At 66.5% G+C, this 26,592-nt stretch carries 23 protein-coding genes; 7 read left to right on the top strand and 16 right to left on the bottom strand.

Annotated features, from left to right (window positions below; genetic code table 11):
• Nucleotides 1-139: 139 nt before the first annotated feature.
• On the top strand, nucleotides 140-364 hold the full coding sequence (locus G4D83_RS17835; RefSeq protein ID WP_163865971.1) for a hypothetical protein: 225 nt from the start codon (nucleotides 140-142) through the stop codon (nucleotides 362-364).
• 807 nt (nucleotides 365-1,171) lie between these two features.
• Here the strand turns inward: G4D83_RS17835 and G4D83_RS17830 are convergent.
• Complete coding sequence (locus G4D83_RS17830; RefSeq protein ID WP_163865970.1) at nucleotides 1,172-1,348, bottom strand: hypothetical protein; 177 nt, start codon at nucleotides 1,346-1,348, stop codon at nucleotides 1,172-1,174.
• A gap of 684 nt (nucleotides 1,349-2,032) precedes the next feature.
• On the bottom strand, nucleotides 2,033-2,800 hold the full coding sequence (locus tag G4D83_RS17825; RefSeq protein ID WP_163865969.1) for a polysaccharide lyase family 20 protein: 768 nt from the start codon (nucleotides 2,798-2,800) through the stop codon (nucleotides 2,033-2,035).
• Between the two features lie 274 nt (nucleotides 2,801-3,074).
• Here G4D83_RS17825 and G4D83_RS17820 point away from each other — a divergent pair, with 274 nt between their 5' ends.
• On the top strand, nucleotides 3,075-3,872 hold the full coding sequence (locus tag G4D83_RS17820; protein WP_163865968.1) for an ABC transporter ATP-binding protein: 798 nt from the start codon (nucleotides 3,075-3,077) through the stop codon (nucleotides 3,870-3,872).
• A gap of 22 nt (nucleotides 3,873-3,894) precedes the next feature.
• Here the strand turns inward: G4D83_RS17820 and G4D83_RS17815 are convergent, their stop codons facing one another.
• From G4D83_RS17815 to G4D83_RS17805, 3 genes are all read right to left on the bottom strand, one after another.
• The gene (locus G4D83_RS17815) at nucleotides 3,895-5,424 is read right to left on the bottom strand and encodes a putative metal-binding motif-containing protein (protein ID WP_163865967.1); all 1,530 of its coding nucleotides are present in this window, start codon (nucleotides 5,422-5,424) and stop codon (nucleotides 3,895-3,897) included.
• Nucleotides 5,425-5,526: 102 nt separating this feature from the next.
• Complete coding sequence (locus G4D83_RS46150; RefSeq protein WP_240356389.1) at nucleotides 5,527-7,200, bottom strand: putative metal-binding motif-containing protein; 1,674 nt, start codon at nucleotides 7,198-7,200, stop codon at nucleotides 5,527-5,529.
• Between the two features lie 186 nt (nucleotides 7,201-7,386).
• Entirely contained in the window at nucleotides 7,387-10,188 is a 2,802-nt protein-coding gene (locus tag G4D83_RS17805; RefSeq protein ID WP_163865966.1) for a hypothetical protein, read from the bottom strand.
• A 308-nt stretch (nucleotides 10,189-10,496) separates the two neighbouring features.
• Between G4D83_RS17805 and G4D83_RS17800 the strand changes: the two genes are divergently transcribed.
• On the top strand, nucleotides 10,497-11,519 hold the full coding sequence (locus tag G4D83_RS17800; RefSeq protein ID WP_163865965.1) for an AraC family transcriptional regulator: 1,023 nt from the start codon (nucleotides 10,497-10,499) through the stop codon (nucleotides 11,517-11,519).
• 19 nt (nucleotides 11,520-11,538) lie between these two features.
• On the opposite strand, the gene G4D83_RS17795 is transcribed toward G4D83_RS17800, so the two are convergent.
• Nucleotides 11,539-12,369: a LysR family transcriptional regulator gene (locus tag G4D83_RS17795; RefSeq protein WP_163865964.1), complete on the bottom strand. Its 831-nt coding sequence runs from the start codon at nucleotides 12,367-12,369 to the stop codon at nucleotides 11,539-11,541.
• A 199-nt stretch (nucleotides 12,370-12,568) separates the two neighbouring features.
• Between G4D83_RS17795 and G4D83_RS17790 the strand changes: the two genes are divergently transcribed.
• Complete coding sequence (locus tag G4D83_RS17790) at nucleotides 12,569-13,342, top strand: pirin family protein (protein ID WP_240356388.1); 774 nt, start codon at nucleotides 12,569-12,571, stop codon at nucleotides 13,340-13,342.
• A 58-nt stretch (nucleotides 13,343-13,400) separates the two neighbouring features.
• Here G4D83_RS17790 and G4D83_RS17785 read toward each other — a convergent pair whose 3' ends face one another.
• The 7 genes from G4D83_RS17785 to G4D83_RS17755 form a co-directional block, all read right to left on the bottom strand.
• Nucleotides 13,401-14,147: a hypothetical protein gene (locus tag G4D83_RS17785; RefSeq protein WP_163865963.1), complete on the bottom strand. Its 747-nt coding sequence runs from the start codon at nucleotides 14,145-14,147 to the stop codon at nucleotides 13,401-13,403.
• A 25-nt stretch (nucleotides 14,148-14,172) separates the two neighbouring features.
• On the bottom strand, nucleotides 14,173-14,943 hold the full coding sequence (locus G4D83_RS17780) for a hypothetical protein (protein WP_163865962.1): 771 nt from the start codon (nucleotides 14,941-14,943) through the stop codon (nucleotides 14,173-14,175).
• A 15-nt stretch (nucleotides 14,944-14,958) separates the two neighbouring features.
• Entirely contained in the window at nucleotides 14,959-15,987 is a 1,029-nt protein-coding gene (locus G4D83_RS17775) for a DUF4150 domain-containing protein (RefSeq protein ID WP_163865961.1), read from the bottom strand.
• Nucleotides 15,977-17,080, bottom strand: a complete 1,104-nt coding sequence (locus G4D83_RS17770) for a 3-oxoacyl-ACP synthase (RefSeq protein ID WP_163865960.1) — start codon at nucleotides 17,078-17,080, stop codon at nucleotides 15,977-15,979. The genes G4D83_RS17775 and G4D83_RS17770 overlap by 11 nt, the downstream gene beginning before the upstream one ends.
• Complete coding sequence (locus tag G4D83_RS17765) at nucleotides 17,080-18,180, bottom strand: DUF2169 family type VI secretion system accessory protein (RefSeq protein ID WP_163865959.1); 1,101 nt, start codon at nucleotides 18,178-18,180, stop codon at nucleotides 17,080-17,082. Before G4D83_RS17765 ends, G4D83_RS17770 begins: the two co-directional genes overlap by 1 nt.
• The gene (locus tag G4D83_RS17760; RefSeq protein WP_240356422.1) at nucleotides 18,177-19,412 is read right to left on the bottom strand and encodes a TIGR02270 family protein; all 1,236 of its coding nucleotides are present in this window, start codon (nucleotides 19,410-19,412) and stop codon (nucleotides 18,177-18,179) included. Before G4D83_RS17760 ends, G4D83_RS17765 begins: the two co-directional genes overlap by 4 nt.
• Before the next feature lie 112 nt (nucleotides 19,413-19,524).
• Nucleotides 19,525-20,424: a GNAT family N-acetyltransferase gene (locus G4D83_RS17755; protein ID WP_240356387.1), complete on the bottom strand. Its 900-nt coding sequence runs from the start codon at nucleotides 20,422-20,424 to the stop codon at nucleotides 19,525-19,527.
• A gap of 211 nt (nucleotides 20,425-20,635) precedes the next feature.
• Between G4D83_RS17755 and G4D83_RS17750 the strand changes: the two genes are divergently transcribed.
• Complete coding sequence (locus G4D83_RS17750; protein WP_163865957.1) at nucleotides 20,636-21,658, top strand: linear amide C-N hydrolase; 1,023 nt, start codon at nucleotides 20,636-20,638, stop codon at nucleotides 21,656-21,658.
• 173 nt (nucleotides 21,659-21,831) lie between these two features.
• Nucleotides 21,832-22,578, top strand: a complete 747-nt coding sequence (locus tag G4D83_RS17745) for a hypothetical protein (RefSeq protein ID WP_240356386.1) — start codon at nucleotides 21,832-21,834, stop codon at nucleotides 22,576-22,578.
• A 120-nt stretch (nucleotides 22,579-22,698) separates the two neighbouring features.
• On the opposite strand, the gene G4D83_RS17740 is transcribed toward G4D83_RS17745, so the two are convergent.
• Nucleotides 22,699-23,679 (bottom strand): NADP-dependent oxidoreductase, encoded by a 981-nt coding sequence (locus tag G4D83_RS17740; protein ID WP_176436452.1) that lies wholly within the window; start codon nucleotides 23,677-23,679, stop codon nucleotides 22,699-22,701.
• A gap of 199 nt (nucleotides 23,680-23,878) precedes the next feature.
• On the opposite strand from G4D83_RS17740, the gene G4D83_RS17735 reads away from it, so the two are divergent.
• Nucleotides 23,879-24,349, top strand: coding sequence for a hypothetical protein (locus G4D83_RS17735; RefSeq protein WP_163865956.1), 471 nt, complete (start codon nucleotides 23,879-23,881; stop codon nucleotides 24,347-24,349).
• 6 nt (nucleotides 24,350-24,355) lie between these two features.
• On the opposite strand, the gene G4D83_RS17730 is transcribed toward G4D83_RS17735, so the two are convergent.
• Complete coding sequence (locus G4D83_RS17730; protein WP_163865955.1) at nucleotides 24,356-25,165, bottom strand: HNH endonuclease family protein; 810 nt, start codon at nucleotides 25,163-25,165, stop codon at nucleotides 24,356-24,358.
• Nucleotides 25,162-26,517: an AAA family ATPase gene (locus G4D83_RS17725; RefSeq protein ID WP_240356385.1), complete on the bottom strand. Its 1,356-nt coding sequence runs from the start codon at nucleotides 26,515-26,517 to the stop codon at nucleotides 25,162-25,164. The genes G4D83_RS17730 and G4D83_RS17725 overlap by 4 nt, the downstream gene beginning before the upstream one ends.
• Nucleotides 26,518-26,592 lie beyond the last annotated feature (75 nt).

Below are 26,592 nucleotides of genomic sequence, written 5' to 3'. Positions count from 1 at the left end.
TATCGTCGCTGCCCTCGAAAGGGGTTGCACCATGCGGCGGTTGCTGATGATGGCAGTGACGGTGGGTGGTGTGGGCATCCTCGCGGGTGCGGCACTCCTCCCTCCCCGTGCCGAAGCAGACGGAAAGACCGATAAGCCGATGCCTGCCGGCGGACACCCGGCGCAGGAAGAGGCCCCATGCGAGCAGGCCACGAACCCGCCGCAGTTCGAAATCAACGGCGCCTGTTGGTTCAAGGTGAAGCGCATCAAGGGGCGGTGCCCCGGCGACTCCGTGGTCTACAAGGGCACGTGCTACGAGCCCGTCAACGAGAGCTGGCGGCAGACCCAGTACCCAGCCGCGACAGCCCCCGACGCCGGCAAGTAGGTGCAGCGCGAGCTCTCGAAGCTGAAGGACGGTCAGGAACGCGAGGAGCTGAAGATGCGGCGGAGGCCATCAAGCTGCCCTTCGGTCGCGTCCACCCCGGCGACCGCCGGAAGGAGGACAAGCGGCAGGACACCACCGGGATGCTGAAGGATATCAGCTCGGACATCGAGTGGGACACGCTGGTGGCTCCCGCCCCGGCCGCCCCCCCCCGACCGCGACACTCAAGAAGCCGTGAGGGCACATTCAACCGGCTTCAGCCGACTCGTAGTGGGATGCCACGATGGAGCATCCCGCATTGTGGCCACTAGCATCCTCTCCATGCGGACACGACGCTCCCCGTTCCTCTCGGGCTTCCTGATGGCGCTGTCCCTATGCGGTTGCGGTGTAGCCGCTCCCGACGAGACAACACCCTCCATGGAGTCTTCCGGAGCCGAGCTGACGTGCCAGGTCTTCCAGCAGTGCCCGGACGGAAGCCACGTCACCTGCATGTCCGAGGGCACCGCCTGCCGCCCTGGAACAGGCAGTGGTGGCTGGGTGGAGTGTGACGGCGCTCGGACCTACTGCATTCCGGCCTGTGCCTGCGACGACCCTCCTCCTATCGCCCTGGAGGGAACCGGCACGGGCTTAGACTGTGACGCCGCCTATCAGAATGCTTTCACCGACGCAGTGAACTCCATTTCGTCCGTCTGCCCTGGGGGAGCTTGCGCCATGGCGGAACGGCTGAGAACCTGCGTCGAGTCGTTCCCTCAAAGATTCGTCCGAGTCCACCTGCGCGTCTCCTGCAGGGACCCGGCGTGCCCCTTCTAGTCACCCCCGCTCGATTGGAAGTCGCGCCAGACGCTGAGCCTCCTTCAGGTCCTCCTTCGACAGCCACATGTCCGGAGGCCCCACCCCGCCCGTGAAGGGAGGTTGCGCGGCGAGCGCGCGCTCCAGGGCGAAGCGCACCACGCCAGGAGCGATGGCCGCGTGCTGACGCTCGCTCATTCTTCACCTCTTGCCGTGGAAGATACGCGAGGGCGGGGCCACGCGATGCCGCTGCCATGACGGCCGTGCGGCTCGCGACTCCAAGCGCGGTAGTGGGATGCCACGATGGAGTCCCTCTCGCCGGGGCCACTAGCGTCCCGGAGATGCGGACACGACCTCCCCTGTTCCTCGCGGCAGTCCTGATGGCGCTGTCCGTGTACGGCTGCGGTGTGGAGGTCCCTGACGAGACAGCGCCCTCCTTGGAGTCGTCCGAAGCCGAGCTGACATGCCAGGTCTTCCAGGAGTGCCCGGATGCAAGCTACGTCACTTGCATGTCCGAGGGCACCGCATGTCTCTCCGGAACGGACCTGGGCGGTTGGGTGGAGTGCGACCTGGACAGGGCCTACTGCGTGCCGGCGTGTATCTGCGGGGGACCCGCGAAGCCCTCGACATCAACCGTCCTGGGTTCGGACTGCGAATCCACGATGGAACAAGCATTCATGTCAGCGCGCTCGCGGGTCGACAGCCTCTGTCCCCTCAATGGTGCGTGCAGTGAAACCGTGCAGCTCGAGAGATGCAGGGAGCTCAGTCCCGAGAGGTTCGCCGCCACCGTGTCCTTGCGCATTGTCTGCAAGAATCCCGAGTGCCCGTATTGAAGCGCCCCGCGACCCCGTCCACGAGTCACGGGGCTCCATCACGCGCTGGCTACCACTGCGCCGGGTCGGCGTCGGCGAAGGTCGTGCCCACGCCAATCTCGTCGAACCAGATGCTCCGCGTCCCCTGGCTGCCCTGCATGTACCCGTTGTCGTACCAGCCATTGGCATACAGGCCGACGCGGAACTGGAAGTAGCGGTCGTCCGCTATCGTCGTGTTCAGGTTGTACTGCTCCAGGACCTTCGCCCCGTCGAACCACATCTTGTAGAAGCCCGTCCCGTCCGTGGCCCACTTCGCCTGAATCACGATCTTGTGCCACTCCCCCGCCGTCACCGTGGCCAGGTTGCCGAACGTCACCGTCTTCTGATTGCAGATGGTGCCCTGCTTCACCCGCGTGAAGAGCTGGTTGCCCGAAAGCCACACCATGCTCGACGGCATGTAGTCGTCACAGCCCGTGTCGGAGAAGTCCGCGATGAACTGCGCGATGTTGTACGACTGCGGCTGGAACTGCCAGTCCGCCTGCAGCCGGAACGCGAAGCCGTAGAAGCCCGTGTCTCCTCGACGGTACACGTTGCTGCGCATCACCTCCGAGTGGTACCGGCCGCTGTATGCCGGGTCGTAGGTTTGCATCATCTTGAGCGCCGTCGGTCCCTCGTAGGTGACGTTCGTCACCTCGGTCACCGAGCCTCGGTGCTCCCGGTTGATGGAGTTCCAGCCAGACAACGTGCCCGTGTTGCCGAAGAGGGACGCGGCCTCGGCGACCAGACCAAACGCCAACAACGTGGCACCAGCGACGACACCCAGATTCTTGGTTTTCATTGTGCTCGGGGGTGAGGGTTCAGGGCCCGAGTCCGGCTCGGCCCTAAAGCCCTCTTAACCAGGAAAACGAGATAGTGCATGCCTTGGTGAACGGGACGTCATCTTTCGAGCGCTCGGCCGCGAAAGCCCACCGGGAGGCTGCATCAATCCAGGCCAGGTGGTGGTTGCGCCGGTGTGGCGGGCAGGGGGACGAGGTGCCGCCTGGTGGTGGGACACCGAGGTCACGCGTCTTGGGAGGGGCGGAGCGGAGGGGGGCGCACTATGGTGAGGAGCGATGAGTGAATCGGGCAGTCAGGCGGCGGCGAAGCGGGTCATCGAGGTGAAGGACCTCCACAAGTCCTTCGGCGACAACGAGGCGCTGCGCGGGGCGAACCTCGTCGTGCCCGAGGGCACCACCTGCGTGTTGATGGGCGTGTCCGGCTCCGGCAAGTCCGTGCTGATGAAGCACATCATGGGGCTGATGAAGCCGGACCGGGGCTCGGTGAAGGTCAACGGCGAGGAGGTGTCCGAGCTGAGCGAGAAGGCGTTGGACCAGATGCGCCGGCAGCAGGGCATCCTGTTCCAGGCCAACGCCCTGTTCGACTCGCTCAACGTCTACGACAACGTGGCGTTCCCGCTGCGCCAGCGCACCCGGATGTCCGAGGAGGAGATTCGCCAGACGGTGGACAAGACGCTCGCCAGCGTCGGGCTGTCCCACGCGACGACGCGCTTTCCGGGCGAGCTGTCCGGCGGCATGCAGAAGCGCGTGGGCTTCGCGCGCGCCGCCATCCTCCAGCCGAAAATCCTCCTCTACGACGACCCCACGGCCGGGTTGGACCCGCTCACCACGGCCTCCGTGAACGAAATCATCTTCACCGGCAAGCAGCAGCTCGGCGCCACGTCGCTGGTGATTACGCCCGACGTCGCCTCCGCCTTCGGCATGGCGGACCACCTGGCGCTGATGCACGAGGGCCGCGTCGTCGAATACGGCCCGCCCGACGCCTTCCGCGAGTCCCAGCACCCCGCGGTGAAGGCCTTCCTCAACAACTACCTCCGACGCCGCTCCCAGCGCGGACGCACCGCCGGGAGCTGAGACTTCCGTCGAACGGCGAGCCTCACGGCGTGCAGTAGCGCACGGCGTCCAGGAAGGTGCCGTCCGTGGTGGCTGTCATGTACAGGGCCCCCATGCGCCGGGGCTCCAGCTTCTCCATCAGGACCCACTGCGAATAGCCGCTCAGTAACAGGGGTTCGGACTCCGCGAACCGCTCCACCTGGGCGTGCCCCTCGTCCAGCGTACTCAGGCGCCCACTCCACCCGAGGTTGATGTTTCCCCCCGGCGACGGCGCACTGAAGTCCTTGTAATAGGAGAGCCACCCCAGTCGCAGCACACCTTCATCCGCGAGCGCTCCGAACCAGGCGACATGGGGCGGAGGCGTCACAGCCCAGTCCTCCGGGACGCCCCCTTGGAAGAGGTTCTGGACCACCTGAATCCTGCGAGTCCAATCGGGTGCGCCCGCCATCCGCATCACCAGGACGGGCGACTCCAGTGGCCCACCCCGCGTGGAGCCCAGGTCCACCAGCAGGGGCATCGCCGGAAACTGCGCTGGCGTTTCAAAAGAGCGCTCCTCACCTATCGGGTCCAGGTTCGCGTCGAAGCGGCGCAGCCGTACGACCTCATCCAGATTCCCATGCCGCACGTCAATCATGGCGGCGAGGACCTCCCCATTGCGCAGCCAGATGACACTCGCGAGGCGGGGGCTGATGTTCCGCTCGCCCTTGAAGAGCACCTTGGGCGCGGTGAGCACCTGCCCCTGGACATCCGTCACCGTCCCCATCACCTCCAACGGTAGGGACTGTGGGGAACCCGAGCGCCAGAGAATCACCAGGCGGTCACCCGTGGGAGAGGTCGCCACGCGCGTGGACTCGTTATCGAGCGACCTGTCGAGGAGCGGGTACTCCACCAGTCCACCCTCGGCCAGCGGTATCGGTGCGCCCAGGTCGTCGAGCGGAACGAGATAGGCACGGAGCGGCGCCCCTTGATTGCGCGCAACGGTGGAGTAGTACAGCGCGAGCCCATTCGCCGTGCGCACGAGCTGGGTGCGATAGAGCGCCTCGGGGGTACCTCCGGTCCGCCTCCATGGCATCGGCACGCGAGTCGTGGCCTGGAGCACCAGCTCCGAATCCAGCCGCAGGATGCGGACCTCATCGAGGCTCGCCACGGTCATGAAAACACCATGCGCTGTCTTGAAGCTCGATGCGTTCGACGCGAACGACGGCGCATCCAGACGCGTGACGCGAGACCGGACCTCGGGGTCCGTCACGCCATCGCAGTCGTTGTCGAGCCCATCGCAGCGCGTCTCGGCGGCCTCGTAGGCGGTGCCATAGGAGCGCCCGGTGCACTCCTGCTCATAGGCGCCGTCCACCCACGCTCGCCTCGCACCCGCGCAGACGCCCTGCTGCTTCTCACAGGCCAGCGGATCCACCCCTGCGTCCGAGCCCCCATCGGCCTCCCCCGGGCCGGCGTCCGCCACCGCCGGGCCCGCGTCGTCGAGAGGCTCGTCCTTCGAACCTCCGGACCTGCACCCCGCCGTCACCATCACCAGCAGCAGGAGCCCCCATCCCGCCGGAATCCACTGTCGAGTCATGCCCCGCAGGGTGGCACAGGCCTCTCATCCAAAGCCAACACCACCTCACGGGGACAGACCCACTCTCTGTGCGTCAAAACCCAGACAGTGGCCCCGCGCGCTTCACGGCGTGCAGTAGCGCACCGAGTCCAGCGAGCTGCCGTCCGGAGTGGTCGTCATGTACATGGCTCCCACGCGACGGGGCGCGAGCTTCTCCATCAGGACCCACTGCGCATACCGATGCAGGGGCAGGTATTCGGAGTCCGGAGACCTGTCCACCGCGGCCTGCCCCTCGTCCAAGGTCCACAGGCGCCCGTTCCACCCGAGCCAGTCATCGCCTCCCGGCGGCGGCGCCTCATGGTCCTTGAACTCAGCGAGCCACCCCAGCCGCAGCACGCCTTCGTCCGCGAGTGCGCCGTACCAGACGGTCTCTGTCGTGGGCGCCTCCGCCCACTTCTCCGGCCCCCCGCCACCGAAGAGGTTCTGGACCACCTGAAGCTGTCGGGTCCAGTCAGGCGCGTAGCTCACTCGCAGCACCAGCACGGGCGACGCCAGCGGCCCACCGCGCGCGGAGCCCAGGTCCAGCAACAAGGGCATCGCCTCATAGGAGGTTTCGAAGGAACGCTCGGCACCCACCGGGTCCAGGTTGGCATCGAAGCGGCGCAGTCGCACGGTGTCACCCGTGAGCCCCGACCGCTCGTCACTCATGCCCACCAGAATCTCGCCATTGCGCAGCCACAGGGCATTCGCCAGCTTCTGAGTAACGTTCCCCTCGCTCGTGAAGAGTGACTTGGGCGCGATGAGCACCTGTCCCTGGGCATCCGTCACCGTTCCCATCACCTGCATCGGAGGGGACTGCGCGGAACCCGAGCGCCAGATGACCACCACCTTGTCCCCCGCGACGGATGTCGCCACGCGGGTGCTTCCACTGTCGGACGCCCTGTCGAGGAGCAGGTGCTCCACCAGCCCTCCCTCGGGCAGCGGAGTCGGTGCACCTCGGGCATCGAGCGGAACCAGGTACGCCCGGAGCGGCGCCGCCCCATTGAGCGCCGCGGTGGAGTAATGCAGCGCGAAGCCGGCTTCCGTGCGCACGAGCTGCGCGTGCTGGAGCAGCCCTGCTTCGGCTCCCGTCCGAATCCACGGCATCGACACGCTCGCCGTCCCCTGGATGGCCAGCTCCGAGCTCAACCGCAGGATGAGGACCCTGTTGTTGTCTCCAATGCTCACGAACACGCCGCTGTCCGTCTTGAGACTGGACACGCGCCCGAGCGCCGTCTCCAGACTCGTGACGCGGGACCAGATCGAAGGGTCCGTCACGCCGTCGCAATCGTTGTCGAGTCCGTCGCAGCGCGTCTCCGCGCCCTCCTCGTAGTCCGCGCCATACGAGCGCCCCGTGCACACCGCCTCATAGGCACCGTCCACCCAGGCCCGCCGCGCCCCCGCACAGACGCCGTGCGTCTTCTCACACGCCAGCGGCTCCACGCCGCCATCCGGTTCGGGAGTCCCTGCATCCTCAAGCGTGCCAGCGTCCTCGGGCGCGCCCGCATCCGGCTCCGGGGTGCCAGCATCCTCGGGCACACCCCCATCCGGTCCAGCATCGCTGACGGTGCCCCCTGCGTCCTCGGGCCGGCCCCCATCTCCCCCTGCGTCCTCCACCACGCTCGGACCCGAGTCCCGCGGCCCCTCATTCTTCGAACCCGACGAGCCACACGCCGCCGCCAGCACCGCCAGCAGCAGCAACCCCACCCCCGCCTGAACATGCCTTGCTTGCATGCCGGACAGGATGCCACGGCGCATTCCTGGAAATCCAAGCCCCGGCCATCCACCGAGTGGAATGCTTTACTCACGCAAGTATTTCACGAGGCACGGTCAGCCGTTCATCCACATCCACGTCCCGTGCGCGGCCTTCCGCACGGTGCGGCCCCCCTTTCGAGGCCCCGCGAGGAGCCTGGCCGTCTCCTCGCGGGTGCGCCCCTCGGACTGCTAGCGATTGAGGCCGATGCGCGGCCCCGAGCCCGGCGGCACGCAGGTGTAGGTCACCTCCTGGCCCGCCGTCTTCGCATGGTTGCGCAGCGTCGCGTCCGTCACGTTCGCCGTCGTCCCGTCATCCGGCGTGAAGGCATTCGAGGACGGGCTGAAGAGGAAGCCCTTCACCCGGCCCCCCAGCGCCACCTTCGCCACCAGGTCGCACTCCGTCACCGCACCGCCCAGAATCTTCGAGGTGAACGGCGTGCGCGCACGCTGCAACAGCAGGTCGACACGCGGCCCCGCGCTCGCGGAGTTCGTGTTCGTCAACGTCACCTGCTGACCGACAATCGGCGCCAGGTCCGTGTCGAACGCGAGCAACAACTGCTCCACGTCCCGCCGCGTCGCATCCGGGTTGTTCAACGGGAAGCCCACACCGAGGCTCGGGATGAACACGATGGCCGACAGGAACCGCGACGTCGTGTCCACCGCCCCGTCATGCACGTAGCCAAAGCCACGCACCTGGTCCCCCTGCCAACCACTGTCAGGCGCCAGGAAGAAGGGCGTCGTCGCGTTCCCGAACATGCCGACCTTTTGATAGAGGTTGCGCAGTTGGGGAATCTTCACAATCTGGGGGATGTTCTCGAAGCTCACCCGACCGTCCGTCCCGAAGAAGCCCTGAGACGCGTCGATGCGGTGACATCCCTCACACGTGAAGCCCAACCCCTCTCCAAACGGAATGCCGTCCGAGCGACGCGTGCCCGAGTAGAAGTTCAGGCCCCGCTGCTGCGCCGCCGTCAGCGTGTTGTCCAGGTTGCGCACCGGGTTCGGCGGCAACTGGACTTGCAACTGGAAGTCGGTGAAGCGCTGCATCTCCGCCACCGTGGGCATGCTCGCCCGGCCCAGCAGGCCCTCGAACGCGACGATGAAGTTCATGAAGGACAGGTTCGGGTCCAACTGCCCCACGCCGAAGAAGCCGGTGGAGCGGTCCCCACGCCAGTGCATCGCCCCGGAGTTCACCATGCCGCGCAAGGTCTGCGTCGTCATGGGGCCCTTCATCGGGTGGAAGTCCTCCACGTTGCCGGAGCCGTTGATGTGCGGCTTGAGCAGCTCCGCCGCGCCCAACAGGCGCCCCGGAATCGTGTTCACCGTCACGTCCTCGTCCGGATTGCCCAGGTCCCACGCGAGGTCATCCATGTCGCCGAAGATGTGGCAGCTCGCGCACGAGGCCTCGCCGTTGGCGGAGAGCGTCGAGGCGTCGTAGAGCACCGGCCGCCCCTGCACCACCGACGCCGGCTCCGGATTGGCCAGCACCTGCTTGCCCGTTTCCGCGCGCGTCGCCAAGTCGATGACCTTCACCGCGTTGTCGAAGCGGGTCATCACATAGAGCCGGTTGCGCGTCTCATCCAGAATCAGGCCGCTGGGCCCACCGCCGCTGACCGGGATGTACGCGGCGCTGGCGACCTTCGGATTGAAGCTGTCCGCCTCCAGGGCCTGCGTGTCGAACACGCCCACCTTGCTGGAGCTGTACGCGGCCACGTAGAGCTTGCGGCCGTCGCGGCTCACCACCATGTCCAGCGGCATGGAGAGGCTGTGCGCCTTCGCCGCCGGGTCGAACCCGGGCTCGTTCGCCAGCTTCGTGTAGTCCAGGTGCTTGTTCAGGTGCCGGGGCAACACGCTGCCACCGAGGATGGCGGTGATGCGCGTCTCCGCCAGGTGGCCCTGCACCGTGGTGCCGCCGTAGTTGCCAGGGCCTTCGAAGCGGACGTGGTTGAAGGCCTCCGTGTTGGACACGTACAGCGTGCCCGTCACCGGGTTGGTCACCATGTTGAACAGCGTGGTGCCCACGTGCGGATAGGCCGCCTTCTGGCCCAGTGTGTTCGCGTCGAGCGCGAAGACGTCCTGGTCCGGCAGCCGGAAGCGCACCGCGTTGTTCCAGTTGCGCCCCAGCTCGTCCCTCCACTGATTGACCTGGTTGTTGTACTTCACGATGAGCGCCACTTCGGGCGCGGGCACGCCCTGGTGGTTGGTGGCCGGGCCCGGGCTGCCGCCTGGATAGATGGAGCCATTCACCAGACAGGGCAGATAGGGATTGAAGCCCTCACACACCGTCTCCTCCAGGAGGGAGGTCGTCTGGTTGCCGGACTTGAACACGGCCGCGTACACCGTCTGTCCATCCGGGCTCACCGTCAGCGCCCGAGGCGTGTCACCGAACAGGTTGAGGATGCGCACCGGCGTGCCACCCAGCGTCGTGCCCAGGCTCGCCGGGTCGAAGACCCAGACGTCCGCGCGACCCACGCCCGGCGTGGTGAGCTGAGGGTCTCCCGCGCCCGGCACTCCCGCAATCGACGAGTGCGTGCGGTGCTGTCCCCGGTGCGCCGTGGTGATGAACGCCCGGCCTCCCGTGCCCGCGAAGACGATGTCTCGTGGCTCGTCGCCCACCAGCAGCGTGCGCACCACGCGCGGCGTCCCCGTGAGCGAAACGACGCTGACACTGTCCGACAGGTGGTTGACCACCCAGACCTCGTTGTTGCCTCGAGGCGCTACCGCGACGGGCTCCAGTCCCACCGGAACCTTCGCCTGCAGCGCGAGCCCCGCGGCCCCCACCGTGAAGATGGACAGACTGTTGTCCGGCGTGTTCACCGCGAACAGCCGCGTGCCATCCGGTGACAGCGCGAGCGGACGGACATGGCCGCTCTCGAAGGCGAGGAAGGAAGGTGCCGCCGCTTCCGCCGGAGTGAAGGCCGGAGTCATGACAGCGAGCAGCGACAGCGCCGCCAGCAAGGACTTCTGGATGCTTCTGAGTCTCGGGGGAGTCATGGGGAAGCCAGACCTCTGGGTATGACGAGGGGGACGACGCACACGCCGACCAAGGCGCGGCGGGCATCTGCCGACGGACGGGTGAAGCCGGAATGTGAGCGGGGTGGAAAAGCGTGGAGCCTCTGAACCGCTACGTTCGAGGCCGTCTACAGACAGACATAATGCAATGCGTCACAAGGAGGGCACGCGATGCGAGGGCAAGCATCCTCACCTCCGACATGGCAGGATTCCGAGGAAGACAAGGTACCGGGGGACGCGCCTTGGGTGCTTGCTCCGTTCCGCCAATTCCTTTGACCAAAGGCGACAACATGAGCTCTCCGGCGACCATGTTGACGAGCTGGGCGCTGGCGCTCCACCGCACGCTGGAGCTGCGCGGCGTGGACTCGCATGCGCTGTTCGTGCAGGCGGGGCTGAACCCGGGGCTGCTCGGCGACGCCAACGCGCGGTATCCGCAGGAGGGGATGACTCGGCTGTGGCGGCTGGCGGTGGAGCGCTCGGGAGAGCCGGCCATTGGACTGGCGATGGCGCGGCAGGTGAGCCCCACCACGTTCCACGCGGTGGGCTACCGGCTCAATGCCTCGAGCACGCTGCGCGAGGCCTTCGAGCGGCTGGTGCACGCGGTGGCGCTGGTCTCCGACGCGCTCCGGCCCGCCTTCACTCGGGATGGAGATTGCTATCAGGTGATCCTCTTCGACGGGGGCGATGGGCCGCACCTGTGCGAGGAGGAGACGGATGCGGTGGCGTACCTGCTCGTGCGCTTCTGCCGGGTGGTGTACGGCAAGGAGCTGTCGCCGCGCGAGGTGCTGCTGCGTCGCCCGGCGCCGGCGGACCTGACGCCCTACGCGAAGCTGTTCCGGTGCAAGGTGACGTTCGGGGCCAACGCGGACGTGCTGGTGTACGAGCGGGCTCCGTTCGAGGTGACGCTGCCGGGAGCGAACCCGGAGCTGGCGCGCATCAATGACGAACTCATCACCCGGCACCTGGCGCTGCAGGCGGGGCAGGACGTGGTGGCGCGCGTGCGCGCGGTGCTGCTGGAGCTGCTGCCACAGGGTGAGCCGTCACAGGAGAAGGTGGCAGAGCGGCTGCACATGAGCGCGCGGAGTCTGCAGCGGCGGTTGGTGGACTCGGGTTCGGGGTTTCGTGAGTTGCTCGCGGAGACTCGCCGGACGCTGGCCCTGTCGTATCTCTCCGAGCCGGGGCGGTCGGTGAGCGAGATTGCGTATCTGTTGGGGTTCTCTGATGTGAGCACGTTCACCCGCGCGTTCCGGCGGTGGACGGGACAGCCTCCGAGCCGCTTCGGCACGCCGGCTCGGGCTCGCTCGGGTTCGTGAGGCGTGCCTTGAGAGGAACTCATTCGACGAAGGCTCCTTCCGTCGCTCGCAGCGCGGCGAAGATGTCCCGCTGCACCTCGCGAAGCGCCTTCGGGATGCCATGGGCCATCGGCGCGAGGAGCCAGAGGGGTGGCCCTGCGTCGAGCTCCCTCTCGAACTGGAGCCGGGCGTCTCCATGCGCGAGGAAGGCCGGGAGCGCGGCTCGTCCGAGGCCAGCGCAGCACGCGTCGCGCATGGCCAGCAGAGAGCTGCACGTCACGGCCCCAGGCACGTCCTTGGGCACCTCGCGCCACCAACTCATCGAGGCCCTGGCGCGCAGGTCCACGCTCGGCTGCAGCCACTCCGGCGCTCCGCCTCGTGCGCGATAGACTCCGACCTTCAACCGTCCAAGCCGTCGACCGCGCAGCGCCCCGCTCGGGTTTTGACCAGGACGCAGCGCGAGGTCGACCTGACCTGGCAGCAGCTCGAGTTCGTCGTCACTCACGAGCACCTCTACCGCCTGCGCGGGCCTGGCCTTCGAGAGCGCGAGGAACAAGAGCGGAGCGAGCACGTCGCTCGTCGTGATGACCACGGTTCGTTCCCGGCCCCGTCTCTCGGCCCCCACGAAGTCCTCGATGTCCCTCGCGGCCACGCGCATGGTCGCGGCCCGCTCCGCGATTCGCAGCGTCAGCGCGCTCGGCACCAGGCGCGCGCCCCTCGCAAACAGCGCCGTGCCGAGGCGCGCCTCCAGCGCCGCGATGCGCCTCGACACCGAGGAATGTCGAAGCGACAGCTCACGTCCGGCGGCTTCGACGCTGCCAGTGCGTACAAGCGCCTCGATGGTCTGAAGCTCGTCCCAGGAGATGTGCATTCGCGCACATCTTCTGTGCGCCTATCTAGGGCTGTCAAACGAGCCGGGCCGGGCTAACTCCTTCACCGCGCACCCCAGCGTGGGAGGAGACGGACATGGGCAGGCACTGGGACAGAGGGCCCGCCACACTCAAGGCACGGACGTCGATGCGCTCCTCCCGCTCGATGCCGACGGCTCGCTCTTCGACGAGGCCGACATCGTGAAGCTCTCACGTCGCACGTTCGTCGCCGGAAGCGCCGTGGCCCTCTCCGGTTGTCACACCGAAAGAAACCTGCCCATGCCGCGCCTCGAACACCGCACGCTCGCATCGCTGCCGCGCACCACGCTTTCGTGGCTCTCGCTCCGGGACCACTTCGTCGCGACGGTGGGACCCCACTCCGGCCAGGGTCGACCACTGGGGCCACTGCTCGTCCTCGCGGATGCGACCTTTGCGCCGCGGTCCCGGTTCCCGCTTCACCCGCACGAGGAGATGGAGATCCTCAGCATCGTCGTGGACGGGACGCTGTCTCATCACGGAGACCAGGCTCACGGCGCGACGCTGGGTCCGAGGACCGCGCAGTTGATTTCGGCGCGGAGCGGGATGTTGCACGCCGAAGGAAACGACACGGACCAACCGACGCGGATGCTCCAGTTGTGGTTCCGGCCGCACACCTACGGCGGCCCCCCTGCCTACTACTCGCGCCAGCTCTCGGATGACGGGCGTCAGCTCATCGCGGGCGACGAAGGAATGCCTCTGCGCGCCGACGTGCGGGTCTGGTGGCTCCCGCTCGTCGCGGGCCGACCCGAGCGACTGACGCTCGACCGCGCCCGTACCGGATACCTGCTCGCGACGACGGGACCGCTCCGGGTGGAGGCGCTCCAAGGTGGCTCGGGGGTGGACCTGGCGCTCGGTGAGGGCGCAGCGCTCGGCGACGGTTCGGTCGCGGTGATGGCGGACACCGCGAGTTCAGCGCTCTGGATTGACCTTCCTTGAGGTGGAAATAGGAGGAATCGGGTTTGGCATCGGCATACCGGCTCGGGCGCGCCCGGGCTCATGAGCCCCGGGGCGATGGGGTGTATTGATAGGGTTTCGAAATCCCCCCCTCGCCAGCGAGCTCCCCTGGACTTCGCAGGAAGGGATTCAACTCGGGCCGCAGCCCGAGCAAGAAGGCATCCAGTAGCGCGGGGGCCGCGACGGGCGAGTAGGCCAATGCGGGATCGAATGCCTCTCTCGGCACCGGCGAGCCTTGCGAGGGAGCATCAGCGAAGATGTCCTCCTCACCCTGGCTGTCGACGGCCTTGTCATGAAACTGCTCCATCCGCTGGATGCACGCCTCGAACCAGGCTTCGAAGGCGCGGAGGTCCGGGAGGACGTGACGGGTCAGGTTGTAGAGCCAGCAAACCCGCACAGCCACACGAGGGTCATACGCGAGACCGAACAAAGCGTCGTTCACCAGCGCAATGGTCAGGGCCAGAGGCGCCCGGATGGGTCCTCTCCAGTCATCGTCGTGGGTCTCCGTGTACTTGCAGTACGCGGGGTGGATGGCACCAGCCCACGCCGCCTCGAGGTACGCCTTGGGCGTAGGGTCTGGCTCCACCGTGGAGAATCGCTCGCAGGTCCACTCACCCGTCGCGATGGCGAGGCCGGTGTTGGCCTTGTTCGTCAGGTGCTCCAACCGCGCCAACATCGCGTCATCCACGCTCCCGTAATACTGCCTGCAATTCCATTCATCCCAAGGGAAGCGGACCACGTTCAACGCTATCCCTGCCGCGGTGATGTACTGGGGGGTCGGACGCATTCAGGATTTCCACTCGAGCACGTGCTCAAGACTGACGATAGGGCGTACCCTCGAAGCCTTGCGCGCGCATCTCATCGGGCGACTGCAGATAGCGGTTCGAGCGCCAGTCGAGCTTCGCCAGATGCGCATCGAGCAGCGCCTCCCGCTCTTCGGGCCGGTACTCGATGGAGGGGTCGAGTACCCGTGGAGGAAGGGCCACTCCTCGGTGGGGCGCGAGGAACGCGTGATACGCCTCAATGGTGGCGAAGGTGGACTTCTTCCGGAAAGGCTCGTCGGGCTTCGGGGCAATGGCGTCGAGCCTCTTCGAGACGTTCTTCAACCAGTCACCAAAGGTCTTCTGAGCGGGCTCGGGAAGAATATGGCGGACGAGGTGAGCCCCGTGGAAGACCTCCGAAATGGGGGCATAGTAGCTGTACCAGTAGCGCTCGGGATTCGCGGCCTTCACCATGAGCCATCCGACCTGCAGCGCGGCGGACAAGGCAGGCGGCTGGTCGGGAGGGGTTCCCTTCGGGTGAGCGCTTCGTTTGAAGTACCGCGGATCGACCTGGTAGGCGAAGAGCGCATCGGAGAGCTCCAGGAGGAAGCCGACCTCCGTCTGATTCAGCAGCCTCCATCCGGCCCACTGAAGGAGGCCCGCGCCCAACGTCAGGTAGGCGGTGATGGACTTGTTGTCCAACATCTTCATGAGAGGGGTGACGGCTTCCGCGGGCCCGAGGTGTTCCAGGGCCCCCTGCCAGGGGAAGTCGATGGGGGCCCCTACGATGGTCTCAGGGATGTAGCCAGGTCGTGTCGTCATCGAAAGCGGCTCCGGTCATGGACAATCGGGCTTCGTCGGCTCGTTGTTCGCGTCACAGAATTGAATGTCCATGCACTCGGAGGCCGCGCATAGCAGCGCTTCACACTGGACGCAGGGAGATCTGCTCGTCCTGGTGCTCGGATGAGTGGGCCAGTCGATGGACATGAGGAGCTTGCCACCCCCATTGGGATACCTCGCGAACAGCTCTTCGATGATTCGCGCCTCCGCGTGGCTGGGGTAGTGCGGATACTGGTAGGGCTTCGAGGCATAGGTGAACTTGCCTCCCCCGCACGCCTGGGACATCACCCGTTCATTCTCGGCGATGAGGCCGCCCTTCTTGATTCGCTCCATGAGGGCCTCCTTCTTCTCTTGGGTCAATCCACGGGGCAGGAGGCCATTGAGGAAGGAGTTGTCATACTTCGAGAGCAGACCTCGACTCGAGGCCCTCACCACTTCGCGCCGCCCGTCTGGATTCGTGAAGATGCCCTGCGTGACGACGTCGCCGTCCGTCAGCTGGCCTTCGCTCGGGGCCTTCTTTTCCTCACGGGTCTTCTGATTCGCCGCTTCGAGCTGCTCGCAGGTCACCTCATCGGTCTTGGCCTCCTGGGCCATCTTCAAGGCGGCGATGCTCGAGGTGACAGCCCCGCCCCCGGTGTTCGCGTGGTTGTGGGTGGTCAGGTCCATGAACCGGACCACGTTCTGGCCTTCCACCTTCACGTTGAAGGACCAGGCCGCGAACTTCATCGCCCCCGTGATTTTGTGGGTGATGACGTTCGCACCGAAGTTGTTCGTGGCGGGCTGGTTGCCATTGCTCGTCTTGTAGGACGACTTGTTCTTGAGGTGGACCTCCTTGCCCTCTATCTGCACCGACTTGCTACCGTCGGTGGTGTCCGACGTCGTCGCGGTGTTTGGATAAGGAATGGGCACCGGCCCCGCCGGGGGCGGCGGGGGAGACATGCACACGTCCGGCATGGCGGCGATGGACTTGTTGCCAGATGACTTGCTGGAGATTTCCATGCCGTTCGCGAAGACTTTACCGCTCATCGTGTTTCCCCCCTTCGAACATCGTGACGACGGCAGCCCGGGTTCCCTGGTCCTCTCCCGAGAACAACATCATCTTCGCCCCCAGGGCATGGCCCGTACGCCCCGCTTCGAAGGCCCACCCAAGGAGGCACGGAAACACCGCGGACCCGATTTCGCCGAGGTATTCGATGGGATGCCACTCGTCCACGTAGCCGAGCGGGCGGGTGGACTTGCCGGATGGCGGCAATCGGTCCAGGCGACCGGTTGCGATGGTTCGCTCCTTGAACTTGAACCGCTCACCGTTGAGGTCGGAGAGCGACGTATTGATTTGGTGGTACTCGGTGCCCGCCGCGGAGAGGGCCGTCCGCATGGCCTTGGTCAGGCCGTCGCCCGTCACCGGTGACTGGGGTGTTCCTCCCGCCTGGCCGGGCTCATGGCCTTCACCCACACCCGCGATGACGAGCCGGGGGCCCTGGGCATCCGAGGCCCGGCTCACCACCACGGCACAGGCCGCCTCTCCTGGGATGAAGCCATTGCTGTTCGTTCCGCACAGCAGTCGGCCCTGCTGGATGTAGTGCTCCACAAGGACCTGCCGGAGGAAGCTCTCGACGCCCGCGATGATGACCAGCTGTACTCGTCGACTGTCGAGGTACTTCCGCGCGACGTCGAGCGCCGTCAGCAGGCCCGTGCGGCCCTCCGGGATGACCTCGGAGCCCGGAGGAAGAGCACCGCCCAGCTTGTGCGCGAGACCTCTCGCCACCCGGGTCTCGAGATCTGAAGCCCGGTGGGGCCGGTCTGGCGGGGCCACCAGGGTGAGGATGGGAATGTCCCCTGGCCGGACGGGGCCCGAGCGGAACTTGAGGGCGCACGCCTTCTCCTGACACTCGGCGATGGCCGGGGCCAGGAGCTCTGGCAGCATGTCCGGCCCCTCCCACCACTGAGGCATCGGCGGCCGCCCCGCCGACAGCCACTCCCCAATCGTGAAGTCCCACAGGTTCGCCTGATGGATGCCGCTGATACCCGCCCGCATCGCCGCACAGGTCGCGGGACCATTGAAGCCCACCGCGGTGACCATTCCGTACTCCACCACGGCCAAGGGCGTTGTCCCTGCCATCAGCGCCTCCTTCGCGGTGGCAGGTCCGCCAGACTGGCGTAGTACGTCTTGCCCGTGGCTCGCGCCCTGCTCTTGCCTGGGCTTCGGTCTTCGCCGCGCTCCACCACCATCTCGGACAGCTCGAAGGGGTCGCGCTCCAGGATGTACCGAGCCCGCCACGTGAGACAGAGCTGGTCCTTGTCGGGCTCGATGAAAACGGTGTCGAGGTTGGCTGCCGTCTCCACGACGCCTCCCTTCTTCTTGAGGAAGGTGACGAACACCTGCGTGCGCGGGAGTTGGGAGACGAGTCTGCCTTCCTGGCTCAGATTCACCAGCACGATGGGCTCGCCCCCGGTGGGATAGGGAAGGGTCTGGTCTGGCGGAGCGGCTTGAAAGTAGTGGAAGTCGAAATCGTCCGGAAGGAACGGGAGCTTCTCCTCCTGCCACCGGGTGTCATAGGTACCGGCGTAGCGGAAACGCGGAGCCCAGGATCGGCCGATGGGCCCCAGGGCCATCGGGGTATAGGCGCCCATGGGGTCTCGGATGGGAACGCCACGCTCTTCGGTGAGCGGCATGCGCATTCCATCCAGGTTCTTCTTGAACTTGCAGAAGCCGATTCCCACGGGATTCGGAAGGTAGGTTTCAGTCCGGTGGGGCGACCCGGGCTCCACGTCCGTTCCACCGAAGGCGGTGTCGTACGAAATGGGCTGGACCCCGAACTCGAGCGGGTCACTCGCGGTCGTGCCCATCAGCCCATGTACCCAGACGCGAGGGCCCACCACGGAGAAGGTCTTTTCGACATTCCCGACCCTGAGCCCCACATCCACTCTTTTGATGGTCCGCCCCTGGGGGGCATAGGCCTGACCCTTCATGAGGACGTCGCACCTTGGCTTGAACAGGGCAAAGTCGTTCTCGTGTCGAGGTGCATCGGCAGCGGGGTCGTCGCCGAACTCGTCGGCCTCCCGAAGCTTCTCCTGTGTTTCGGCCAGGGCGGGTGGCGCCCCCTTCTCCGCGCGGAGCCGATAGGTGGCCTTCACCGCCACCATGACCATCTCCCGGCCGTCCGGCATGAAGCCCACCGTCCAACCAGTTTCGAAGGATGTCTGGTTCGTGAGCTTCATGGCCAGCCCAGGAGCTCCCGGGCCTGCGCCCAGCCGGGTTTCGACGTGAGATAGAGCGGCGTCTTCGCATCCAGCAGGACCTGCTCCAGAGCGGCGGCTCGGCGGTGTGGCTGTTTCCCGACAGCCAATACCCGCTGGAGGCTCGTGCGCTCCACTGGCAGCCCCATCAGGTATCGGCGGCCCGCGACGTAGTCTTTCTTGTACTGGGTCCACCAGTCTCGAACCCGGGCCACGTGCGGCCATGGCAGCTCCGCGTCTGGGTCCTCGATGGCCGGGTCCACGTCTTCATCCGAGGGCTCCGGCGGCTCCCTGTTGAGGTCCAGAAACTCCAGATCCGCGCCGGTCAGCATCGTGAAAGCGAAGCCCGCGACTCGAGAGATGGACTCGTCCTCCATCACGGAGAGCAGGTCGTCCACCAGCTTCGGATACCCCGCGGCGCCCACCGCGAATACGGCACGGCGGCGACGGTCATTCCGCCCCAGGCCCTGGCGAATCCACTTCAGGGCGGACTGCTCGTCCAGCCGACGCACGAGCAACTCCGCCGCGGGCTGGGCCTCGGAGCTGTCCTCGTCCGCCAAGGCGTGGAGGACAGGCATCGCGGGCGCAGTACGTTGGAGGTGCAGGTTCGAGCGAGCCCACAGAAGACGCAGCGGTGCCGGGCCTTTTGGCTCAGAGGGAAGCAATTGAACCGAGCGCCCCACCGCCATTTCACCCACAAGACGCAGCGCCTCTTGGATGACCCCAGGGTCAACCATGGCGAGAGCCCTTTGCAGGGTGACTTCCGGTGGAGGTTTCTGGTGGACTCGAAAAGCCGTGAGCCCCAGGGCCTTGAGCAAGGGCGCCTCCGACTCCACCCAGGACCGAGCATGAGTGCTGATGCTCGGCCACGAGCTGAAGCCAAGGCCGCCAACGAACCCCCTCTGGAGCTCCGGGGTGGACTCCAGTCGGGCCAGGAGGGTCTCGAGCCTCGACGCCAGTTTGTCGGGCTCTGTTCGGAATACGAAGGCGGTCGCGGCGAACATCTCGCCGGGGCCATCCTCCAGGGCTTCTTCACAAGCGACCCAGGCCGGCTCTCCAGCCAGTCGCAGGCCGGCGACATGGGCCTCCACGCGGTTGTCGAGTGCGGCGACATCCTTGAGCGAGTACCTGGGCGACCGGATGGCGCTGGACCTTCGCGCCCACTGGAACGCAGCCTCCTCGGCGTGCTGATGCACCACCGACTCCACGACCATCCGACCAATCTCGCCGGGCTTGAAAGCAATGAAGTGGTTCGACACGTCGGCCCCCATCCGACAATAGCAGACGCACATTTGGCGGGTCAAAGAAGCCCTGCCGAGCCAAACATCACGTCCGCGCCATCACCGGAAAGCGATTCGGGCCCTCGGGCAGCGGCAGGTTGCGCACGAAGAGGTCCGCCTCCATGTCCTCACCCAACACCTCAGCACCCGGCCACCACCGCTCGGGCGTGAAGCCGAATTGGACTGTCTTCACGGGCTCTTCCACCAGTCGCGACAGATGCGGGCGCAAATCAAACCCCTCTCTCGCGAAGATGTCTTCGATATGGAGCGTGCCGTCCTCGACTCCCGCGAAGACCCACGCATCCTCGCTCAACTTCCGCAGCGGACGCGCGAAGTTCGCCGCCGCGTACCAGGTCGCGATTTGCCCGTGCCGCCGCGCTCCGAAGCGCTCCGTCACGGGCACTCCCTCCTCCGCCAACTCGACCAGCCTCGCACGCACCGACGCCTCGGCCACGTCCAACACCGGCGCGGGCTCGCCTCCCGGCACCACGTCCCGCGTCACCCCGAACAACGTCTGCTCCCGAGGCACGAAGCCAAAGCGCGGATAGAAGTCGAGCACCTTCTTGTTCGCGAACAACAACACCGGCGCATCTCCACACGCCTCCATCGCCGCCTCCATCGCCACCCGCGCCAGGCCCTGCCCCCTTCGCTCGGGCACACAACCCACGGCGCCGAGCTGATAGCCGACGACGTCCCTTCCCTCCACGCGCAGGCACATCCGCATCACCGAGGCGTTCGCCACCACGCGGCCTCCATCCACCACGCTGAACGCGCGGTAGTCGTCGGTCCACTCGCCCCATTCGCACCAGCGGCGGAAATCCACCGTCCGGAAGACCTGGGGCACGTACTCACAGAAGGCGGCCTGCTGCGCGGGAGCTCCGTGTTCGACGACCACGACCTGGGGTGACTTCGACATGGGATGCATGAACATCACAAACGTCCTCATGTTGGGAAATTCCCTCGGGTCGCCGCGTTTTCTCGGGACGCAGGTGCCTTCCGCGGGAACGCACCTCGCGACCGCCCCACGTGCGATAGACAACACGCCCCGGGCCGCCAGACCCGCGTGCGATTTCAACCTCCGGGATTCACTGACAGGACGTCGCTGGCGCGGCGACTGCACAGGGCCGGCGCGCCAACCCCTCACAAGGAGCCGCCACATGTGCACCGACTTCCTCGTCGTCGCCTCGGACAAGACTGTCGTCAATGGCCGCAGCATGGAGTTCGGCGTCGACCTCGACTCGAAGCTCCTCGTCCGCGCCCCCGGTGAGAAGTTCATCTCCCCCTCCCCCAAGGGCCTCAACGGCCTGACCTGGACCTCCACCTACGGCTACGTCGGCCTCACCGCCAAGGGCAGCCTCCCCATCATGGTCGACGGGCTCAACACCTCGGGCCTGTCCACCGGCAGCCTGTGGCTGCCCAACTCCCGCTACCCCAAGGTCACCGACAACTCCAAGGCCGTGTCCCTGGCGCTGTTCCCCGGCTGGGTGCTCGGCAACTTCGCCACCGTCGCCGAGGTGAAGACCGCCCTCCAGGAAGGCGCCGCCCAAATCTGGGAGAGCGACTGGCTGGCCCAGTACCTCCCCCTCCACTTCCCCATCCACGACGCCCAGGGCAACAGCCTGGTCGTCGAGTTCATCGACGGGGAGATGCACCTGCACGACAACCCCGTCGCCGTGCTCACCAACGCGCCCCCCTTCCCCGTCCAACTCCAGAACCTCCGCGACTACGTGGGCCTGTCCCCGTGGGACGCCAAGGCCGTGGACCTGGGCAGCGAGACCTTCACCCAGCCCGGCCACGGCAGCGGCCTGCGCGGCCTCCCCGGCGACCCGATGCCGCCCTCCCGCTTCGTGCGCGCCGCGTACCTCAAGCAGTTCGCCCGCCCCGTCGCCAACGCCACCGAGGCCACCACCCTCGCCTTCCACCTGCTCAACACCGTCGACATCCCGCGCGGCACGGTCCGCTCGCTCGACGAGAAGTCCCTCAAGGAAGAGGACGACTACACCCAGTGGACCGTCGTCAAGGACCTCACCCACACCGTCCTCAACGTGCGCTTCTACGAGGACCTGCTCATCTACTCCGTGAACCTCAAGACGCTCGACTTCAAGGCCGCCAACGGCAAGACGTTCGCCGTGCCCACCCACCCCACGTCCATCGACATCACCTCCAAGCTGACGACCTGATTCCCACGGAGTCTCAAGCTTCGAGACAGAGAGAGCTTCTCGACACGCCCGTCCCTGGAATCTCCGGGGGCGGGCTTTTTCGTGTCGGGCTTGAATGTGTCATCGGTGTACACGTCCACCGCGCGACGCCGTCGGGCATCCCCGCGCGGCCTCATTCCCCAGGAGCACATCTCATGAAGCGCCTCATCCAGGGACTGTCCCTGACGTCTCTGTGTCTTTCGCTGGCGGCCTGCGGTGCCAACAAGTTCTACATGCTGCCCGTCGACTCGCATGACGTCTCGGCGACCAAGACGTCCATCGGCGTCTGCGCCCTGGAGAGCGGGCTCGAGTCGCAGTCCCTGGACCACTCGGCCATCGCCGTCACCTACGACGCGACGTCCACGATGTATTACCGGTACAACGGCCAGGACGCGTACACCTTCCAGGTCTCCGTGGATGACAAGCAGGTTCCTCCGGCGGAGCTGGAGGCGAAGCTCACCACCGTGCGCAAGAAGGGCGAGGAGCTGTACGTCTGCGCCCAGGACCGCATCAACCCGCGCTTCGTCGCAGTCGCCCCCGCCCACGAGCCCACGCAGACGAACGTCACCATCAACGTGAACACCCCGGGCGCGAACTCGAGGGACACCATGTCCGCCGGCGCCTCTGTCTCGACGAACACGAACACGGCCTCGGCCTCGACGACGTCCTCCTCCGCCTCAATGGACGTGGGCGATGGCACCTGCGCTCGCGCCGTGGACTGCTATGCGCGGCTGGCCAGGTCGGTCTGCGAAGGTGCTCAGGACTGCAGCTTCAAGGTGGAGATGTCTGGCAATGACGAGACGAGCTGCCGTGAGGCGCTGCTCCGCGTCCCGGACCTGCTCCAGCCGTTCAAGATGATTCGCCCCAACCTCTCCGCACCGGCCGTCTGCCGGGCCGAGTAGTCCTCGCCGTGCGACCCGCCTCCGGCGCCGTGCCGGAGCTCGGGCGCTGGAAGGACTTCCGCCGGAGCCCTGCTTCAGGGCCCCGGCGGCGTTCATCCGCGGGCACGTGCTTCGCGCGCCTCAGTTGATGCGCAGGGCCAGCTTGCCCAGGTGGTGCTTGCCCACGGCCTCGTGCGCGCCGCGGACGTCATCCAGGCGGTAGACCTTCGATATCTCCACGTGGAAGGGGCCGGACTCGATGAGGCTGTTGAGGCGGCCGAGCACCTTGGGGTTCGCCTCGCCGTTGTAGGCGGTCGCCTTGATGCCATCGGCGCCCTTGGGCGCGGGCTCGACGCCGTTGGGGTACGCGATGTGGCCGCCCTTCTTCACGGCGCCCTTGAGCAGCTCGTCCACCTTGTCTCCACCCACGAGCACCAGCGCCGCGTCGAGGCCATCCGGGGCGAAGTCCCGCACCGCCTTCGCGACGTCGTCGGAGCGGCCGTCCACGGCCTTGTCCGCGCCGAGCTTCTTCATCAGCTCCACGCCGTCCGCACCGGAGGCCACCGCGAGGACCTTCGCACCCAGCCGCTTGGCGAGCTGCACCGCGAGGTGCCCCACGCCGCCGCTCGCGCCGTACACCAGCAGCGTGGTGCCCTGGCCGACCTTGAGGGTGTCCTCCACGCCTTGGAGGGCCGTGATTCCATCCGCCGCCAGCACGCCCGCCTGCTCCGCGCTCAAGCCCTTGGGCACGAGCGCGGTGTCCACGGCCCTCACCGCGGTGTATTCCGCGTAGAAGCCGCCCTTCTCGTTCAGGAAGCCGAAGGCGTAGACCTTGTCACCGACCTTGAGGTTCTTGACGCCTTCGCCCAGGGCCACGACGGTGCCCGCGCCATCCGTGCCGAGCACGTATGGGAAGGAGGCCTTGCTGCCCGGCTTGTAGCCTTCCATCTCGCCCGCGCGCTCGGCGGGGTCCCACTGGCCGATGCCAGCGGTCTCCACCTGGATGAGCACCTCACCGGGGCCTACCTGGGGGACGGGCACCGTCTTGGTGCCGAGTACTTCCGGTCCGCCGAAACGGTCGATGGCGGCGGCCTTCATCTGAGAGGGAACGGAGGTCTTCATGGAAGTGGCTCCTCGCGGGTGGAGGCCCGCGTCGGACAGGGTTCCTCCGCAGGCTGGGCATGGGCGGGGCGGATTGCAGTCGGAGTGACGAAGCCCCGAGCCAGGGCACGGCCTCATGCTCGCCTTACAGGCACGGGAGGACACCAGGCTGGCGTACAGTCGCGCGGCGGATGTGACCTGACGGTTTCCGGAGGTGGAGATGTCGTCGCGAACGAAGCTGCTCTCGCTGCTCGTGAGTGGTGTCCTGTTGCTGTCCTCCACCGCCGGGAGCGCGAGCGCTCCGAGCGTGTCCCTGGGAGGAGTCGTGCTGCGGGTCTTCGACCGGCAGAAGGCCTCCATCGTCACGACGGACGAGGCCGCGGACCCGTATGGGATGAACGTGGACGCGCTGCTGCTGGTGAAGGTGCAGGGCACCTACGAGGGGGACAAGCCGCTGAAGCTGAAGCTCGTGGTGAGCGCGCCGAAGGAGGAGTCGGAGGCGGGCTCGCGGCGCGCGTGGAAGGTGACGCAGACGCGTGAGCTGCATGCGCTCGCGGAGAAAGGCGAGACGACGGTGCCCTTCCTGCTGCCCTACGAGTGCTCTTCCGCCGTGAAGGTGGTCGTCACCCTGACGGGCCCGGGCATCAACGGGAGCAAGACGCTGGACACCTCGTTTCCGTGCGCGGAGTGAGGCACGTCACCAGTCGAGTGCTTCGGGCGCCTTGGAGAAGGGCAGTAGCAGCTCTCCGATGAGCGCGTGCTGACGCTTCATTTCGAACCAGACCGAGGGGTGCTGACGCGCTCTCAACCGCCCTGCAAACATGTCGAGGTGAGCCTGCGGCATGCCCTGTGACTTGTCGTGGACGTAGACCTTGAGGTGATTGAGGTAGTCCAGATAGGCGTCGCGTCGCGCACTGGGCAGGATGTCGCGCAGATTCAATCGGAGCTCGCGAATCGTGTACTCGGCGCGAGCATGTTCGACGGTCCCCGGCTTTGCGCGTGGAAGGAACCAGAAGGTGTCCCGCAGGTCGAGGGACAGGAACTCGGTCGGGTCCTCGATGCGCGGGTCGATGAACACGGGCGTGCCCACGATGGGGGGCACGACTGGCGCCTTCCACGTACGCTGCACGCTGGTGAGGAGTCCCGTGTCCTCGGCGAAGACCGCGAAGTGGTCATTCTTGTGCAGATTGCAGATGCCGCACGCGTAGAGGTAGTTCATCCACGCGAAGACGACCTCGGGATACAGCGACTTCGGGCGGATGTGCTCCACTTCGTCCGCACACGAGTCCTCGCAATAGGCGCAGCGGCGCGCTCCGGAACACATCCTCGTCAGCGTCGCCTTGACGTCATCGAAGGTGGGATTGCCGACTTTGTTCACCGAGGAGAATCTCTTCTTCGCGCTCGCCACACGCTCCGCGTAGTCCGGCAGCGAATCGATGGCCCGCTGGTGCTCCGCGAGGCCCTTTAGCGCATCGGCCGACAACGGGCTGTCCGGCAGGCGAATCACTTGAGCAGGTCCTTCACGTCGGGGGCAGGCAAGGCACTCGCGGACGTGGGGGTCCGAGCGCGCAATGTCTGCTGCTCCGTACGCTCGTCGTCGCTGAGCCCTTCGGCCAACTCTTTCTGGTTGAGCACGGCGAGGCGTTCGAGCTGTTCGAGCGCCTCCGGTGAACGCGTGGAGATATCTCCAAAGACGCCCGTTCCGTAGGCGTCCAGCACGTTCCCATAGAGGAGTCGGTCCCTCGCGAGGCCGGTGACCATGCCACCCGAATCATCGCTCCCCGGCTGCGGAAGCCGGAAGATGCTTCCCACCGTCGCGGCCTGACAGATGAGCGGGCTGTGCGTAGTGACGATGAACTGGATGAAGGGGAAGTGCTTGCGGAACCACTGACCCACGCGGCGCTGCCAGGTGGGGTGCAGGTGCACGTCGATTTCGTCGATGAGGACGACGCCCGGAACGCGCACGGTCGTCGCATCATTCAGAGCGAAAAGCTTCCCGGCACCGTAGGTCTTCGCGAGCTGGCGGATGAGCTCGAACGTCATGCTCAGGATGGAGCGATATCCATCGCTCAGGTTCTCGACAGGAACCTCGCAGCCATTGCCGTCGACGAAGCGCACGCCATTCGAGGAGATGGACTCCAAGCGGGCTTCGTTCGGCAGAAAGTCGGGCTGGTTGACGAACTGTTTCAGTGGCTCCAACAGCGCGCCTTCGGGTCCGCCTTCCAGTCGCTTGAATTCAAGAAGCTTGAGCCATTCCAAGCACTCCGAGAGCGCTACAGACTCCCCGAAGACAGACAAATGGCGGGCAAGCTTGGGGTTTGAATAGAAGAGCTTCTCCTGGTCCTTGTCGCCCCCGGTGAAGCGGCGGAAAGGACCGTATGAGGCAGCGAACCAGCCCTGGCCATCTCCCCAGATATTCCGACTGGGGTCCGCGTTGCCAGACGCCGCAGCGGACAAGCGGACATGCGGGGACTCTGACTCGGGCCGATCCAGCTTGAGGCCCGCGGCAAGGTCCGCATGCGCGGCCTTGGGTCGCCTGCCGCTCCCCGTGAAGAAGTCCTGCGTCTCGTCCCAGGTCAGGGTCAGGTGAATCGAACCTGACTGGGTTCGTGACCGCAGCCACTCGTTCCAGTCCTGACGCAGCGCAATCGCCTCACTGGGCCCCACCAGGGCGAGCGCGATGGCTCGGAGGACGGAGCTCTTGCCCGCGCCGTTGTCCCCGAGAATGACGTGCCATCCCGCCAGTGAGGGCGCCGCTGGCGGCTCCCACTCCAGTTCGGTGATGGAGCGGATGTTCTCGAGGACGACTTTCTTCAGGTACATGCCGCGCAGCACGCCCGAAACGACGCAGAGGGTCAACCGCCTCGTGGCCACATTGTGAAGCCACCGTGCGTCGCTGCCTCGTGGCGAAGCACTTCGTCACCAGGACCGCTC

Origin of the sequence: Myxococcus eversor (assembly GCF_010894455.1) — a bacterium.
Classification (GTDB): Bacteria; Myxococcota; Myxococcia; order Myxococcales; family Myxococcaceae; genus Myxococcus; species Myxococcus eversor.
The sequence above is the reverse complement of the archived record's forward strand: the minus strand, read 5'-3'. Positions and strand labels throughout refer to the sequence as shown.